Consider the following 13,739-nt stretch of genomic DNA (forward strand, 5'->3'; position numbering starts at 1 on the left):
TCCCTGCCCAGCGCTCCATGCGCAGACCTTATCAACCAAGGAGAACGTCATGGCCATCGAAATCGGCCTGAGCAAGAAAGAACGCGAAACCATCGCCAAGAGTCTGTCGGTGCTGCTCGCGGATACGTATTCGCTGTACCTGAAGACCCACGGCTTCCACTGGAACGTCACCGGACCGATGTTCAACACCCTGCATCTGATGTTCGAGACCCAGTACAACGAGCTGTGGCTCGCCGCGGATCTGATCGCCGAGCGCATGCGTGCGCTGGATGTCTACGCGCCGGGCTCCTACAGCCAGTTCGGCAAGCTCAGCACGATCAAGGAAGAAACCGGCGTGCCCGACTGGAAGGCCATGGTGCAGCAACTGGTCGACGGCCACGAATCCTGCGTGCGTATCGGCCGCGCCACGTTCAAGCTGGCCGACAAGGCCGACGACCAGCCCACCGCCGATCTGGCCACGCAGCGCCTGCAATACCACGAGAAGACAGCGTGGATGTTGCGCTCGCTGCTGCGCTGATGCGCCCGGCGCGCCTGAGCGCGCCATGAAATCCGGCGCCGGCTGCATTGGCCGGCGCCGGCCAGTCCGCTAAGCTCGCGCACTTGAGCCGCGCTGGTTGCGGCGCGTGAGCTTGGCGTTTGTCCCCCTCCTCCGCATCCCCCGCCCGCTCGTGGTTGCGCGCGTTGCTGCTGGCCTTGCTGGTGGCCGCCGCCAACTTCGGCCTGTGGGCCTGGGCCAACCGTCCGGTCGCTGCACCGGGCTGGAGCGGACCGATTCACGGTTTCGCCTACAGCGCTTACCGCCGCTTCCAGAGCCCGCTGACCGGCGACTATCCAACCCCGGCCGAGATCAGCTCGGACCTGGCCACGTTGTCGCAGTACACGCACCGCATCCGCACCTACGCCTCGCTGCAGACGCCGGAAATCCCGCGCCTGGCGCGCAATTACGGCATGCACGTGATGGCCGGCGCCTGGCTGGATTCGGACAAGCGCCACAACGAGCAGGAGCTGCAGGCGCTGATCGAGCAGGCGCATCGCTACCCGCACACCATCACCCGCGTGATCGTCGGCAACGAGGTGCTGCTGCGCCACGACATGGCGCCGACCGAATTGATGCGCTACCTCGACCGCGCGCGCGCCGCCATCCGCCAGCCGGTGTCCACCGCCGAGCCCTGGCACATCTGGGAGACCTACCCGGAGCTGGCCGACCACGTCGATTTCATCACCGTGCACCTGCTGCCCTACTGGGAGGGCGTGCCGCGCAAGGACGCGGTGGGCAACGTGCTGGTGCACTACGAGCAGCTCAAGCGCATGTTCCCCGGCAAGCCCATCGTGATCGGCGAGGTCGGCTGGCCGAGCAACGGTGACCGCTACCGCTACGCCGAGCCCAGCTTGGCCAACGAGGCGCTGTTCCTGCGCCAGTGGCTCAACGTGGCCAAGGCGTACCACATCGATTACTACTTGATGGAAGCCTTCGACCAGCCGTGGAAGGAGAGCCTGGGCGAAGGCCGCGTCGGCGCCTACTGGGGCATGTTCGGCGCCGACCGCAAGCTGAAGTTCCCGCTCACCGGTCCGATCCTCGAAGATCCGCACTGGCCGTGGAAGGCGCTGGCGGCGTCCTTGCTGGCGCTGCTGCCGATGCTGCTGTTCGCGCGCTATTTCGAGCGCTTCCGCGTGCGCGGGCGACTGTTTTTCCTGGCGCTGATGCAGCTCGCCGCAGGGCTGATCGCGTGGTCGGTGACGGTGCCGTTCGCCTTTTATCTCGACCCCGTCGATTGGGCCATGCTGGTGATCCTGTTCCCGGCGCAGCTGGCGATCCTCGCCGTGCTGCTGATCAACGGCTTCGAGTTCGTCGAGGTGCTGTGGCACCGGCGCTGGCAGCGACATTTCCCGCTGCTGGAAGCGCTGCCCAGCGAGCGCCAGCCCTTCGTGTCGATCCATCTGGCCTGCTACAACGAGCCGCCGGAGATGGTGATCGCCACGCTCGACTCGCTGGCCGCGCTCGATTACGCGCACTTCGAGGTGCTGGTGATCGACAACAACACCCGCGACGAGGCGGTGTGGACACCGGTGCAGGCCTACTGCGAAAAACTCGGCCCGCGTTTCCGCTTCTACCACTTGGCCCAATGGCCGGGCTTCAAGGCCGGCGCATTGAACTTCGGCCTCAAGGAGACCGATCCGCGCGCCGAGGTCGTGGCCGTGGTCGATGCCGATTACGTGGTGCACGCGGACTGGCTGTCGCGCCTGTGCGGTTACTTCGAGAATCCCAAGGTCGCCGTGGTGCAGTGCCCGCAGGCGCACCGCGACTTCGAGCACAACGCGTTCCGGCGCATGACCGCGTGGGAGTTCGATGGCTTTTTCCGCATCGGCATGCACCACCGCAACGAGCGCAACGCCATCATCCAGCACGGCACGATGACCTTGGTGCGGCGCGCGGCACTGGAGGGCGACGGCGGCTGGTCGGAGTGGACCATCTGCGAGGACGCCGAGCTGGGCCTGCGCCTGATGCACGCGGGCTACGATCTGGTTTACGTCGACGCAGTGATGGGCAGGGGCCTGACCCCGGCCGATTTCACCGCCTACAAATCGCAGCGCTACCGCTGGGCGTTCGGCGCCATGCAGATCCTCAAGGCGCGCTGGCACTGGATGACCGAGCCCGGACCGCTGACGCCGGGCCAGCGCTTCCACTTCCTGACCGGCTGGTTCAGCTGGTTCGCCGATGCGCTGCACCTGGTATTCACCCTGATGGCGCTGATCTGGACCGCGCTGATGCTGCTGTTTCCGCAGTACTTCAGCCTGCCGCTGAAACTGTTCCTGATTCCGGTGCTGGGCTTCTTCGTGGCCAAGGCCGTGTTCGGCATCTGGCTCTACCGCAAGCGCGTGCCGTGTTCGTGGCGCGACACGCTGATGGCGGCGATCGCCAGCATGGGCCTGTCGCACGCCATCGCACGCGGTATCTGGTGGGGCCTGGTCAAGCAGAAGGGCGAGTTCGTGCGCACCGCCAAACAGCGCCGCCTGCACGGCCGCCCCAGCGCCTTCGCCGCGGTACGCGAGGAGCTGTTCATGGTGCTCGGCCTCGGCGCCGCCATTGTCGGCATGGTGCTGCTGTTCGGCGGCAGGTACGAGGAAGGCAAGCTGTGGATCGCCATCCTGATCGCCCAGTCCATTCCCTATCTGGCCGCCCTGGCCGGTGCCTGGCTGGCGCACCGCGAGGGCGAGCGCGTGGGCTGATGGTCCGCAGCATGCTCGAGCAGATCGTCAACTATCGTCCATTGACGCCCGGCCTTGCCAGTTCGGGACAACCCGACGCAGTGGAATGCGCCGCCATCGCCGCCGCGGGCTACCAGCTGGTCGTCAATCTCGGCCTGCATGGCACCGAGTACGCACTGCCCGACGAGGCTGGCACGGTGCGCGCTCTGGGCATGGATTACGCGCAAATCCCGGTGGTGTTCGGCACGCCGAAACACGACGATCTGCGCAGGTTTTTCGCCGTGATGGATGCACATCGCGACTGCAGGATCTGGGTGCATTGCGCGGCCAACAAGCGCGCGTCGGTGTTCGTGGGCCTGTGGCTGCACCTGCGCTGCGGCGTACCGGTCGCCACGGCTTTCGCGCCGCAGCGGGACATCTGGCAGCCCGATGCGGTATGGGCGCGCTTCATCGCCGATGCGCTCGGCCCGCCGCACGGCTGAAGCCTACCGTGCGCAACGACACCGGCGTAGCATGCCCACGCCATCCCTGCGGAGCGCAGCACCATGACCACGCCCGGACTGACCTTCTACACCAACCCCAAATCGCGCGGCCGCATCGTGCGCTGGATGCTGGAGGAAACCGGCGCGCCCTACGCCACCGAAGTTCTCGAATACGGCACCAGCATGAAGGCCGCGCCGTATCTGGCGATCAATCCGATGGGCAAGGTGCCGGCCATCCGTCACGGCGACACCGTGGTCACCGAATGCGCCGCCATCTGCGCCTACCTGGCCGATGCGTTTCCGCAGGCCGGTCTGGCGCCGCCTGCGCACAGCGCCGCGCGCGGCCCCTACTACCGCTGGCTGTTCTTCGCCGCCGGTCCGCTGGAAGCGGCGTGGACCAACCAGGCGCTGGGGGTGACCGTGCCCGAGGAGCGCGCGGCCATGGTCGGTTACGGCTCCTTCGAGCGCGTACTCGACGTGCTGGAAGGCGCGATCGGCGCGCGCGAATACCTCGTCGACGACCGCTTCAGCGCGGCCGATGTCTACGTCGGTTCGCAACTCGGCTTCGGCATGCAGTTCGGCATGATCGACAAGCGCCCCACCTTCGCGCGCTACTGGGCCGCGTTGGAAGCGCGGCCCGCCAAGCAGCGCGCCGATCAACTCGATGGCGCGATGACGTGATCGGCCGCGGTGAACTTTGGCTGCGACTCAGGGTCTGCGAAAATCAGGACTGGCTGCTGCGGGTGTGACCACGCGCGAGAACCTCCATCCCATGGCTGCCGGCAGCGCCATGCACCAGGCTGGCGCCAGGTTGCGACGCGGTCGTGCCGGTCGTGCCGGTCGTGCCTGGGCGCTGGCCGGCTGGCTGTCACTGCTGATGGCGTTGGTCCCGGCCGCCGCCGCATCCGCGCCGCAGCTATCCGGCACACGCCTGTTGTGGGCAGGCCCGGATGCCAGCCGGCCCGCATCGATCCCGGGCAAGGATTACCGCATCGAGCCGATACAGGCGCGCGATGCCGCGGGTGCGGTGATCGGCGTGCCCGCGTTTGCGCTGGATGTTTATCTGGGTGCGCCGGATCTGGGCTGGGACAGCGTCAAGCTTGCCAAGCTGCCGGTGGTGCCGGGAACCATTCCGGCCGCTGTGCGCAAACGCATCAGCCTGATCTACAGCACCGATCGTGGTTGGCTGGCCGTGCCACGCGGGTGGCGGCCCCGGCGAGTGGCCGACGGAATGGATGGAACCTCTGCCCTGCTCTATTCCGCATCCGGTGGCTTCGATCACGGCTGGCTTTCGCTGGAGGTGATTCCCGTCTGTCAGGTGTGCGTATGGGATCAGACCAACGGCTTCATTCCGGCGGCTTACAAACTCGTGGGCCGCGCGGATGGCTTCACGCAGGTCGATCCGCCCGTGCGTTGGCTGGTACCCAAGCCCTTGTCCCTGCGCCACCCCACGCCCTGCGTCGCGGAATTGCGCTATCGCATGCCCGGCTCGGGCATGAGCATCCGCCAGACCGTGCAGATGATCGTCCCCAAGGTCGGCTACGCGCCTTCCTCGCGCAGCATCCATGTGGCCATGCCGCCAGGCGATGGCGCGCTCGCGCGCTATCTCGCGCGGCAGTTCCTCACGCTCACGCCCCAACCGCACTCCTGCATGCTGGGGCATGGCACAGCGACCACGGCGTCGGCTACAGCTCGCGCAGCGCCACGCTGACCGGCACGCGCGCGGCGCGCAGCGCGGGGAAGATGCCGCCGATGAAGCCGATCGCCAGCGCCCACTTCAGGCCCTGCACCAGCAGCGCTGGACTCACGTGGAACTGGAACACCACCTGGCTGAAATCCGCGCCCAGGGTGGACACCGTATAGCCGTTGAACAGCCCCCAGGCGATGGCGCCGCCGAGCACGCCGCCGAGCAGCGCCAGCAGCAGCGTCTCCAGCAGCACCGCCAGCACCACCGGCAGGCCGCCGAAACCCAGCGCGCGCAGGGTGGCGATCTCGCGACCGCGCGCGCTGACCGCCGCGTACATGGTGTTGAGCGCGCCGAAGATCGCACCCAGCGCCATGATCACGCCGACGCTGATGCCGACGACGCGGATCACCCGGGTCACGCCCTCGGACTGCGCGGCGTAGTAGGCACGCGTGGTCTGCACCATCACGTGCAGTTGCGGATTGGACAGCAACGCGGCCTTGAGCATGGCGAAATCGGCGGGCCTGGCCAGGCGCACGATCACCGATGAGAATCCGCCGCGGCGGTAGGCACTGGCCACGGTATCGGCATCGGCCCACAGCTCGGAATCATGCGCATCGCCAGCCTTGAACACGCCGACCACTTTCCACGGCTGGCTGCCGAGGCGCACGCTATCGCCCAGCTTCACACCGGAAAACTCGCGCTCGGCACCGCTGCCGACCACCAGTTCGCGCAGGCCGGGCGTGAACCAGCGCCCCTGGATCAGCTTGACCTTGCCATGCGCCGCGCGCGCCAGCGGGCCGACGCCGCGCAGCTCGACATTGGCGTCACTGCTGCTGCCGCGCTTGGGCAGATTGGCCACGACGACGAGCTCGGGCGAGGTCAGTGGCACGCCCCGGGCGTCGCGCGCGATGCCTGGCGCCTGCGCGATCAGCGTCACCTCGCCGCGCGTGAGTCCCGATGCGAGTTCGCCGGTGGAACCGGCGCGCAGCACGATGGCGGTGTCGCTGCTGCCAGTGGCGCGCAGCGTCTGCGCCAGCCCGCCGCCCATGGCCAGCAGCGCCACCAGCACGCCGACCACGCCGGCGATGCCGACCAGGATCACCGAGCTGGCGCCGATGCGTTGCGGCAGCGTGCTCAGACCCATGCGCGCCACCGCCAGCGCCTGACGGCCGCGCCGCGTCAGCAGCATGGCGCCGGCACCGACTGCGACCAGGATCAACAGCAGCCACCACGGCGACCTGATCCACAGATACAGGCCCAGCAGCAGGGCCAGCCATGTCGCGGCATTGATCAGAAAGCGCATGGTGATCTCCTCAGCGTCCGGCCAGCGCATCGACGATTTGCAGACGCATGCCGCGCAGCGCCGGCAGTGCACCCACCAGCAGACCGATGATCACCATCAGGCCCAGTGCCACGCCCCAACTGTGCAGCCCCAGCGGCGGCAGCGGCAGGGCGCCGCCGCTGGCAGCGCTGACCATCGGCGTCAGCAGCATCGCCAGGCCCATGCCCAGCACGCCACCGAGCACGATCAGCAGCACCGATTCGGCCAGCACCAGCGCCAGCACGGTGCGATCCTGGAAGCCCAGTGTCTTCAGCACCGCGAGTTCCGGGATGCGCTCGCGCACCGCCTGCGCCATCGTGTTGCCGGTCAGCAGCAGCAGGGTGAAGAACACCGCCGCCATGATGCCGCCCGCGATCAAACCGATGTCGCCGATCTGCTTGGCGAACGACGCCTGGAACGCCTGTTCGGTCTGCGTCCTGGTTTCGTGGTCCGAGTTGCGGCTGAGCGCATCGATGGCCTGCGCCACGCGATCAGAGTCCGCCGGATTGGCCAGATTGACCACGTACCAGCCGACCAGGTTCTTCATGTAGGCGTTGCCCTCGTCGAAGTATTTCCAGTGGAACAGGAACTGCTGCTCAACCGCCTTCAACTTGGGGTTCGCGGTGGTGAAGATGCCGACGATCTGGAAATTCCAGTCATTGCTGCCATTGGTGCGCGGAAAGATGCCGGCGATCAGCGGCACGCGCTGACCCAGCTTCCAGCCAAACTGTTTCGCCAGCGCCGCGCCCACCACCGCGCCATCGCGCGTGTCGGCGAAGGCCTTGGCCTGCGCTGGCGGCAATTCATAGCGATCATGGAACAGGCCGAGATAATTCGTGCTGATCGCGAAGTTGGGGAAAAACGGCGTCGGGTGCTGGTAATAGCCGCCGAACCAGTTGGCCCAGGCAACCTGCTTGACGCCGGGCACGCGCTCGATGGACGTGAGCAGCGAGATCGGCAAGGGCTGCGTGATCGACAGCTTGGAGCTGACGATCATGCGCCCCGAGCCGGCCAGTTGATCGCCGGCATCGAACGCCGTGCGCACCGCGTCGAGCATGCCGAACAGCAAAAATGCCGTGAGCACCGAGAACAGCGTGAACAGCGTGCGCGCCTTGCGCCGCCACAGTGCCGCCCAGACCAGCGAGAAGTATTTCATCGCGCCACTCCTCAGGCGGGCTGCGCGACGCGCGCGGCGCCGACCAGCTCGCCCTTGTCCAGATGCACCATGTGCGTGGCGTGCTCGGCCGCGCGCGGATCGTGGGTGACCATGACGATGGTCTTGCCGTGCGCGCGATTGAGCTGCTGCAGCAGGCCCAGCACCTCCTCGGCCGCGGCGCGGTCGAGATCGCCAGTGGGTTCGTCGCAGACCAGCAGGGTCGGGTCGGTGACGAAGGCGCGGGCGATGGCCACGCGCTGCTGCTGGCCTCCGGACAGTTCGCCGGGCTTGTGGCTGGCGCGATCTGCCAGGCCCACCAACTGCAGCGCGATGGCGGCGCGCTTGCGCCTCTCGCTGGCCGATAATTTGGTCAGCAGCAGCGGCAGCTCCACGTTTTTCTGCGCGCTCAGCATGGGCAGCAGGTTGTAGAACTGGAACACGAAGCCGACGTGCGCCGCGCGCCAGCGTGCCAGCGCCGCGCCGGACAGCTTGTCGATGCGCTGGCCGCCGATGACGATGCTGCCGGCCGATGGCGTATCCAGCCCGCCGATCAGGTTCAGCAGCGTGGTCTTGCCCGACCCGGACGGCCCCATCAGCGCGAAGAAATCGCCCGCGGCCACGTCCAGATTCACGCCCTGCAGAACCGGGATCGCCTGCTTGCCGCGTCGGTAGGTCTTGCCCAGGTCGCGGATCTCGATCAGGTTCGCACTGCCCGTCTGGACTGCGTTCATGGCCTCACTCCTGCGCCGCCGTGGCGACGCGCACCGTTGCGCCCGCGCGCAGATTTGCGCCAGGCTGGATCACTACCTGCTCGCCGGCCGCCAGCGCGCCATCGACCTGGCGCAGGTCGCCCAGACTGGCCAGCACCCGCACCGGCACGCGCTCGATACGCGCATCGCGCACGCGCCACACGGCCTTGCCGGACGCCGTATCGATCAGTGCGGCGGCCGGGATCAGCACGCCCTGCGGCACCGCGCTGGGGGCCACCGCACGCTCGAGAAAATTCACCCGCACGCCCATGTCCGGCAGGATGCGCGGGCTTTTCTGCAGCAGCGCCACGCGCACCTTGACCGTGGCCTTGGCCTTGTCGGCGGTGGGCACGATGGCGATCACCCGCGCGGGGATGCGCCAGTCGGGATACGCGTCCAGCACCGCCTCGGCGGGCTGGCCGGCATGCACGCGGTGGATATAGGACTCGTTGACGTCGACGTCGACCTCCAGCGAGTTCATGTCGACGATGGTGGCCACGCCGGTGCGGGTGAAGCCACCGCCGGCGGACAGCGGCGAGACGATCTCGCCGACCTGCGCGGCCTTGTCGGTGATCACCCCGGCGAAGGGCGCGCGCACGAAGGTGTAGTCGTAATTGACCTCGGCCACCCGGCGCTGCGCGGCGGCCACCGCGATCTGCTCGCGCGCATCGGCCAGTGCGGCCTCGGCGCTGGACGCGCTGGCCACGGCCTGATCCAGCGATTGCCTGGATGCCAGACCCTTGTCCACCAGCGTGCGCTCGCGGTGCAGGGTGATGCGCGCCAGCGTGGCGTTGGCCTGGTATTGGCCCAGCGCGGCGCGCGCGGCGGCCTCGTTGGCACGCGCCAGAGCGAGTTGCGCCTTGGCCTGGCTGTCGTCCAGACGCGCCAGCAGTTGCCCGGCCTGCACGTGCTCGCCCTCCTCGACGTGCACTTCGGTCAGGCGGCCGGTGATCTGCGCCGACACCGTGGCCTCGCGCCGCGCGGTGACGTAGCCGGTGGCCTGCAGCACCGAGCCCGAACCCGCCGCGCTGGCCGGCGCCTGCACCGTCGCCACCTGTACCTGCGGCGCGCGCGCGGCACGCCAGACCAGCGCGCCAGCGAGCAGCGCCACGAGCACGATCAGCGCTGCCACGAGCCACGGCCAGCGCCGCCGCGGCGCGGGCAGATCGCGATCGGCGCGCTCGATGCGCAATTGCTGCAGCAGATCCTGCGGGCTTTGGCTCATGGTGTTCGACACTCGGCGACGATGTCGCGGACAGTGGCCAGCTTGACGTGAGCGCAGCGTAGACGGAACGCGCGCCGGTCAGTCATCGCGACTGACAGCTGTCAGCCGGGTGATGCGCGGTTGAGACAGTGACGGAACTCGGAACATAGCGCTGCATGGGATCGCACCATCCTCGTCATCCCCGCGCAGCAACGTCATCCCCGAGTGGTTGCGTCGGGGACGAGGATCCAGCAGCGTTAGCGCACGTTGCGCTGGATACCCGCATGCGCGGGCATGACGACGTGGGGGCTGCCCACGACCGGAATCCAGCCTCTCAGCTCACAACCAGCCCTTCTGCCGCGCCAGCCGGTAGGCCTCGATGCGGTTGCTCACGCCGAGCTTGCCGATGGCCTCCGACAGATAATTGCGCACCGTGCCGTGGGTCAGGTTGAGGCGCTGCGCGATTTCGCTGGCGGCCACGCCCTCGCCCGCCAGGCGCAGCACCTGGCGCTCGCGGTCGCTGAGCGGGTCGGCCTCGCTCCATGCCTCGATCGCCAGTTGCGGATCGATGGCGCGGCCGCCGCGCTGCACGCTGCGCAGTGCCTCGGCCAGTTTCTCGGCGGGGGCGTCCTTCAGCAGATAGCCGGCCACGCCAGCGTCCAGCGCACGGCGCAGGAATCCGGCGCGCGCGAAGGTGGTGACGATGACGACCTTCACTGGCAATGCGTGGCGCTGCACGCGCTGCGCCAGTTCCAGCCCGGTGAGGCCGGGCATCTCGATGTCGGTGACCAGCACGTCGGGCTTGAGGCGCTGCAGTTCGCGCCAGGCCGCCTCGCCGTCGCCGGCGCGGCCGACGACTTCGATATCGGATTCCATGTTGAGCAGCGCGGCCAGCGCGCCCAGCACCAGCGACTGATCCTCGGCCAGCAGCACGCGCATCATCGGCCACGCCCCGCCACCGCGCCGCTCATGGCTGCGGCCGGGATGGTAGCCGCGTCCGCCGGCGCGTCCGCGGGCACGTCGATGCCGATCAGCCGCGCCACCGGCGCCAGCGGCAGTTCGGCGCACAGGCGCGTGCCGCAGCCGGTGGGCGCGTCGATGCTCAGCGCGCCGCCCAGCACGGTCAGGCGTTCGCGCATGCCGGCCAGGCCGTTGCCCTCGCGCAGCACGCCGCCGCGGCCGTCGTCGCCGATGCACAGGCGCGCCCGCGCGGCGTCCTGCTCGAGGTGAATCACCACCCGCGTCGCCTGCGCGTGGCGCAGCACGTTGGTGGCGGCCTCGCGCAACACCATGGCCAGCGCGGCATCCTGCGCCTCGGGCAGATTGGTGGCATGGATGCGGTTGTCCACGTGCACGCCGGCGGTTTCCAGCAACAGCCGCGCACTGGCCAGCTCGGCCATCAGCCGCGGCGCGCGCAGGCCGCTGACCGCGGCGCGCACCTCGGCCAGCGCTGCACGCGCCACGCGCTCGACCTCGCGCATCTCGCGTCCCGCCGCGATGGCGTCGCGCTCGACCAGGCGCGCGGCCAGCTCGCTCTTCAGCGCCACCAGCGACAGCGTGTGCCCGAGCAGATCGTGCAGGTCGCGGCCGATGCGCTCGCGCTCGGCGCTGGCGCCGAGGCGGCGCACCTCGTCGTGGCTCAGGCGCAGGCGCGCGTCGCTGACGCCCTTGGCGCGGTACATCAGGTTCATGCCGCCCACGGCCAGTGCCCAGAACGTCACGCTGAGCGTGTTCGGCCAGCTCCAGCCCAGCCACTGCGCTTCGGCCATGAACGCCGCCACCATCAGCACCATCACCAGCACACCGACCCGCGTGCTGCGAAAGGCGAAGGCAGCGAACACGCAGGCGTAGATGATGTAGACCATCGCCCCCCAGTTGAGCGGCGCCAGCACGAAACCCAGCGCCGCCAGTGCCGGCACGTAGCGCCAGGTCGCCCGCGCCGGCACACTGTAGGCGCGCAGGTAGAACCACAGAAACAGCGCATAGCCCAACGCAGTCGCCGGCAGCCAGTCGTGCAGCGGCGTGCCGCTGAGCAGGGGCACGGCGATGATCCAGAAGCTCCAGACCAGATTGATCAGCGCGAAACGCCAGCGGCGCGTGCGCCTGTCCGCCATGCCGGAACGGGCCAGCACGGAATCCGGGGCGATGGAGAGCAGCGACATGTCATGACCCTCGCGTGGACGGCGCCAGCCGCCTCAACCGCTGCGCCGCAGTCTACGCACGGCCAGCGCGAAAAACACCGCCGTGAACAGCAGCAGCGCCGCGATCGGCGGCCACGCCGGTGCCCGCGCCATGCCCACCGCGCGCAGGCTGAGCTCGCCCAGATACCAGGCCGGCCACAGCGGCGCGATCTGTTGCAGCAGATGCGGCATCGCGTTCATCGGCACCCACAACCCGGACAGGAACGACATCGGCAGGTAGATGAGGTTGGCCAGCGCCGGCGCCGCCTGCGCGCTGGCGCGGCTGCCGATCAGCAGGCCGATGGCGCAAAACGGCAGCGCGCCCAGCAGCATCGCGCCGAGCAGCCCCAGCCATTGCAGCGGCGCCAGGCGCACCGCGCCGACCGTAACCGCCAGCGCGGCCAGGATCACGAAGATCAGCAGCGCGAACAGCAGCGCCATCACCATCTTCGCGGCCAGATACGCGCCCGGCGGCACCGGCAGCGCGCGCTTCAGCATCAGCAGGCCGCGCTCGCGATCCACCGCCACGCCGATGCCGAAGCCGAACAGCCCCGGCGACATCACCCCGAACGCGGCCATGCTGCCCAGCACGTACACCGCCTGCTGCGCATTCTTGCCGGCGAAGACCACGCCGAACAGCAGGTAGAACATCGCCGGGAACACCAGCATCGGCAGCGCCGCGCCGGGCATGCGCAGCACGCGCAGGAATTCGTACCACGCGTCCATGGCGTAGATGCGCGCGAGGCGCGGCAGTGGCATGGCTTCGACGGCGTTCATCAGGCGGCCTCGCGGGTCAGTTCGGTGAAGGCCTCGCCGAGGCCGGCGCGGCGCACTTCCAGCGCGCTGAGCGTGGCGTCTTCGGCCAGCAGGCGGCGCAACACCGGCTCGGGCTCGCGCACGCTCAGCGTCAGCACGCCGGCGGCGCACTCGCAGCTCTGCACGCCGGGCCAGGCACGCAGGGTGTCGACGCCGAGCGCGCTGCGGCAGCGGATGCGCGTGCCCGCGCTGCGTGCGCGCATCTCCTCGACGCTGCCCGCGGCCAGCACGCGCCCCCGCGCCAGCACGACGACGCGATCGGCCAGCGCCTCGGCCTCCTCCAGGTAATGCGTGGTCAACAGGATCGCGCAGCCTTCGCCGAGCAAAGCGCGCAGCGTCGCCCACAGGCGCTCGCGCGCAGCAATGTCCATGCCCACCGTGGGCTCGTCGAGAAACAGCATCTCCGGGCGCCCGCACAAGGCCAGCGCGAACTGCACGCGGCGCTGCTGGCCGCCGGACAGTTTGCCGTAGGGGCGCTGCAACACATCGCCGATACCGGCCAGATCCGCGCATTCGGCCAGCGCGCGCGGCTGCGGGTAGTAGTTCGCGGTCATGCGCAGCAGCTCGCCGACGCGCAGCGTGTCCGGCAAGGCGCCGTTTTGCAGCATCACCCCGATGCGCCGCCGCGGCGCGAGGGTCTGCGGATCGGCGCCGAACAGTTCGACCGTGCCGGCATCGGCGCGGATCAAGCCCAGCAGCAACGCGATCGCCGTGCTTTTGCCGGCGCCGTTGGAGCCGAGCAGGGCCAGCAACTGCCCGCGCGCCAGGCGCAGATCGACGCCATCCAGGGCGCGCTGCGCGCCGTAGGTCTTGCGCACGGCGTGCAACACGGCCAGCGGCGCCGCGACGGATGCGTCGGTGGTAGAGGTCGATGCGTTGCGCGTCATGGCCGGCTCCCGTGTCAATGCCAGTGTCGCGGCCGGGCGCCCATGCCGGC

The 13,739-nt window shown here is 69.0% G+C and carries 13 protein-coding genes; 5 read left to right on the plus strand and 8 right to left on the minus strand.

Going from position 1 to position 13,739, the window contains the following annotated elements:
* Window positions 1–49 precede the first annotated feature (49 nt).
* From Mschef_RS14635 to Mschef_RS14655, 5 genes are all read left to right on the plus strand, one after another.
* Window positions 50–517, plus strand: a complete 468-nt coding sequence (locus Mschef_RS14635) for a Dps family protein (RefSeq protein ID WP_081129775.1) — start codon at window positions 50–52, stop codon at window positions 515–517.
* A gap of 119 nt (window positions 518–636) precedes the next feature.
* Complete coding sequence (locus Mschef_RS14640) at window positions 637–3,228, plus strand: glycosyltransferase (RefSeq protein WP_081129776.1); 2,592 nt, start codon at window positions 637–639, stop codon at window positions 3,226–3,228.
* Window positions 3,228–3,689, plus strand: a complete 462-nt coding sequence (locus Mschef_RS14645) for a protein tyrosine phosphatase family protein (protein ID WP_081129777.1) — start codon at window positions 3,228–3,230, stop codon at window positions 3,687–3,689. Before Mschef_RS14640 ends, Mschef_RS14645 begins: the two co-directional genes overlap by 1 nt.
* A 63-nt stretch (window positions 3,690–3,752) precedes the next feature.
* Window positions 3,753–4,370 (plus strand): glutathione S-transferase family protein, encoded by a 618-nt coding sequence (locus Mschef_RS14650; protein ID WP_081129778.1) that lies wholly within the window; start codon window positions 3,753–3,755, stop codon window positions 4,368–4,370.
* 91 nt (window positions 4,371–4,461) lie between these two features.
* Window positions 4,462–5,400 (plus strand): hypothetical protein, encoded by a 939-nt coding sequence (locus Mschef_RS14655; RefSeq protein ID WP_081129779.1) that lies wholly within the window; start codon window positions 4,462–4,464, stop codon window positions 5,398–5,400.
* On the opposite strand, the gene Mschef_RS14660 is transcribed toward Mschef_RS14655, so the two are convergent.
* The 8 genes from Mschef_RS14660 to Mschef_RS14695 form a co-directional block, all read right to left on the minus strand.
* A complete protein-coding gene (locus Mschef_RS14660) occupies window positions 5,375–6,679 on the minus strand; it encodes an ABC transporter permease (RefSeq protein WP_081130066.1) in 1,305 nt (434 codons plus the stop codon). The genes Mschef_RS14655 and Mschef_RS14660 overlap by 26 nt on opposite strands.
* Window positions 6,680–6,689: 10 nt before the next feature.
* Window positions 6,690–7,853 (minus strand): ABC transporter permease, encoded by a 1,164-nt coding sequence (locus tag Mschef_RS14665; RefSeq protein WP_081129780.1) that lies wholly within the window; start codon window positions 7,851–7,853, stop codon window positions 6,690–6,692.
* A gap of 11 nt (window positions 7,854–7,864) precedes the next feature.
* Window positions 7,865–8,584 carry an ABC transporter ATP-binding protein gene (locus Mschef_RS14670; protein ID WP_081129781.1) on the minus strand — a complete coding sequence of 240 codons (720 nt, stop codon included), beginning with the start codon at window positions 8,582–8,584 and terminating at the stop codon, window positions 7,865–7,867.
* A 4-nt stretch (window positions 8,585–8,588) separates the two neighbouring features.
* Complete coding sequence (locus Mschef_RS14675) at window positions 8,589–9,827, minus strand: efflux RND transporter periplasmic adaptor subunit (RefSeq protein ID WP_081129782.1); 1,239 nt, start codon at window positions 9,825–9,827, stop codon at window positions 8,589–8,591.
* A gap of 318 nt (window positions 9,828–10,145) precedes the next feature.
* A complete protein-coding gene (locus Mschef_RS14680; protein WP_081129783.1) occupies window positions 10,146–10,748 on the minus strand; it encodes a response regulator transcription factor in 603 nt (200 codons plus the stop codon).
* Window positions 10,745–11,968, minus strand: coding sequence for a sensor histidine kinase (locus tag Mschef_RS14685; protein WP_081129784.1), 1,224 nt, complete (start codon window positions 11,966–11,968; stop codon window positions 10,745–10,747). Before Mschef_RS14685 ends, Mschef_RS14680 begins: the two co-directional genes overlap by 4 nt.
* Before the next feature lie 33 nt (window positions 11,969–12,001).
* On the minus strand, window positions 12,002–12,763 hold the full coding sequence (locus Mschef_RS14690) for an ABC transporter permease (protein WP_081129785.1): 762 nt from the start codon (window positions 12,761–12,763) through the stop codon (window positions 12,002–12,004).
* Window positions 12,763–13,689 carry an ABC transporter ATP-binding protein gene (locus Mschef_RS14695; RefSeq protein WP_081129786.1) on the minus strand — a complete coding sequence of 309 codons (927 nt, stop codon included), beginning with the start codon at window positions 13,687–13,689 and terminating at the stop codon, window positions 12,763–12,765. Before Mschef_RS14695 ends, Mschef_RS14690 begins: the two co-directional genes overlap by 1 nt.
* Window positions 13,690–13,739 lie beyond the last annotated feature (50 nt).

Source organism: Metallibacterium scheffleri, assembly GCF_002077135.1.
Classification (GTDB): domain Bacteria; phylum Pseudomonadota; class Gammaproteobacteria; order Xanthomonadales; family Rhodanobacteraceae; genus Metallibacterium; species Metallibacterium scheffleri.

Excerpts from the sequence above, each read along its gene's own strand:
- Mschef_RS14635 (WP_081129775.1), top strand. The coding sequence starts at position 50 with ATGGCCATCGAAATCGGCCTGAGCAAGAAAGAACGCGAAACCATCGCC.
- Mschef_RS14645 (WP_081129777.1), top strand. The coding sequence starts at position 3,228 with ATGGTCCGCAGCATGCTCGAGCAGATCGTCAACTATCGTCCATTGACG.
- Mschef_RS14650 (WP_081129778.1), top strand. The coding sequence starts at position 3,753 with ATGACCACGCCCGGACTGACCTTCTACACCAACCCCAAATCGCGCGGC.
- Mschef_RS14655 (WP_081129779.1), top strand. The coding sequence starts at position 4,462 with ATGGCTGCCGGCAGCGCCATGCACCAGGCTGGCGCCAGGTTGCGACGC.
- Mschef_RS14660 (WP_081130066.1), bottom strand. The coding sequence starts at position 6,679 with ATGCGCTTTCTGATCAATGCCGCGACATGGCTGGCCCTGCTGCTGGGC.
- Mschef_RS14665 (WP_081129780.1), bottom strand. The coding sequence starts at position 7,853 with ATGAAATACTTCTCGCTGGTCTGGGCGGCACTGTGGCGGCGCAAGGCG.
- Mschef_RS14670 (WP_081129781.1), bottom strand. The coding sequence starts at position 8,584 with ATGAACGCAGTCCAGACGGGCAGTGCGAACCTGATCGAGATCCGCGAC.
- Mschef_RS14675 (WP_081129782.1), bottom strand. The coding sequence starts at position 9,827 with ATGAGCCAAAGCCCGCAGGATCTGCTGCAGCAATTGCGCATCGAGCGC.
- Mschef_RS14680 (WP_081129783.1), bottom strand. The coding sequence starts at position 10,748 with ATGATGCGCGTGCTGCTGGCCGAGGATCAGTCGCTGGTGCTGGGCGCG.
- Mschef_RS14685 (WP_081129784.1), bottom strand. The coding sequence starts at position 11,968 with ATGTCGCTGCTCTCCATCGCCCCGGATTCCGTGCTGGCCCGTTCCGGC.
- Mschef_RS14690 (WP_081129785.1), bottom strand. The coding sequence starts at position 12,763 with ATGAACGCCGTCGAAGCCATGCCACTGCCGCGCCTCGCGCGCATCTAC.
- Mschef_RS14695 (WP_081129786.1), bottom strand. The coding sequence starts at position 13,689 with ATGACGCGCAACGCATCGACCTCTACCACCGACGCATCCGTCGCGGCG.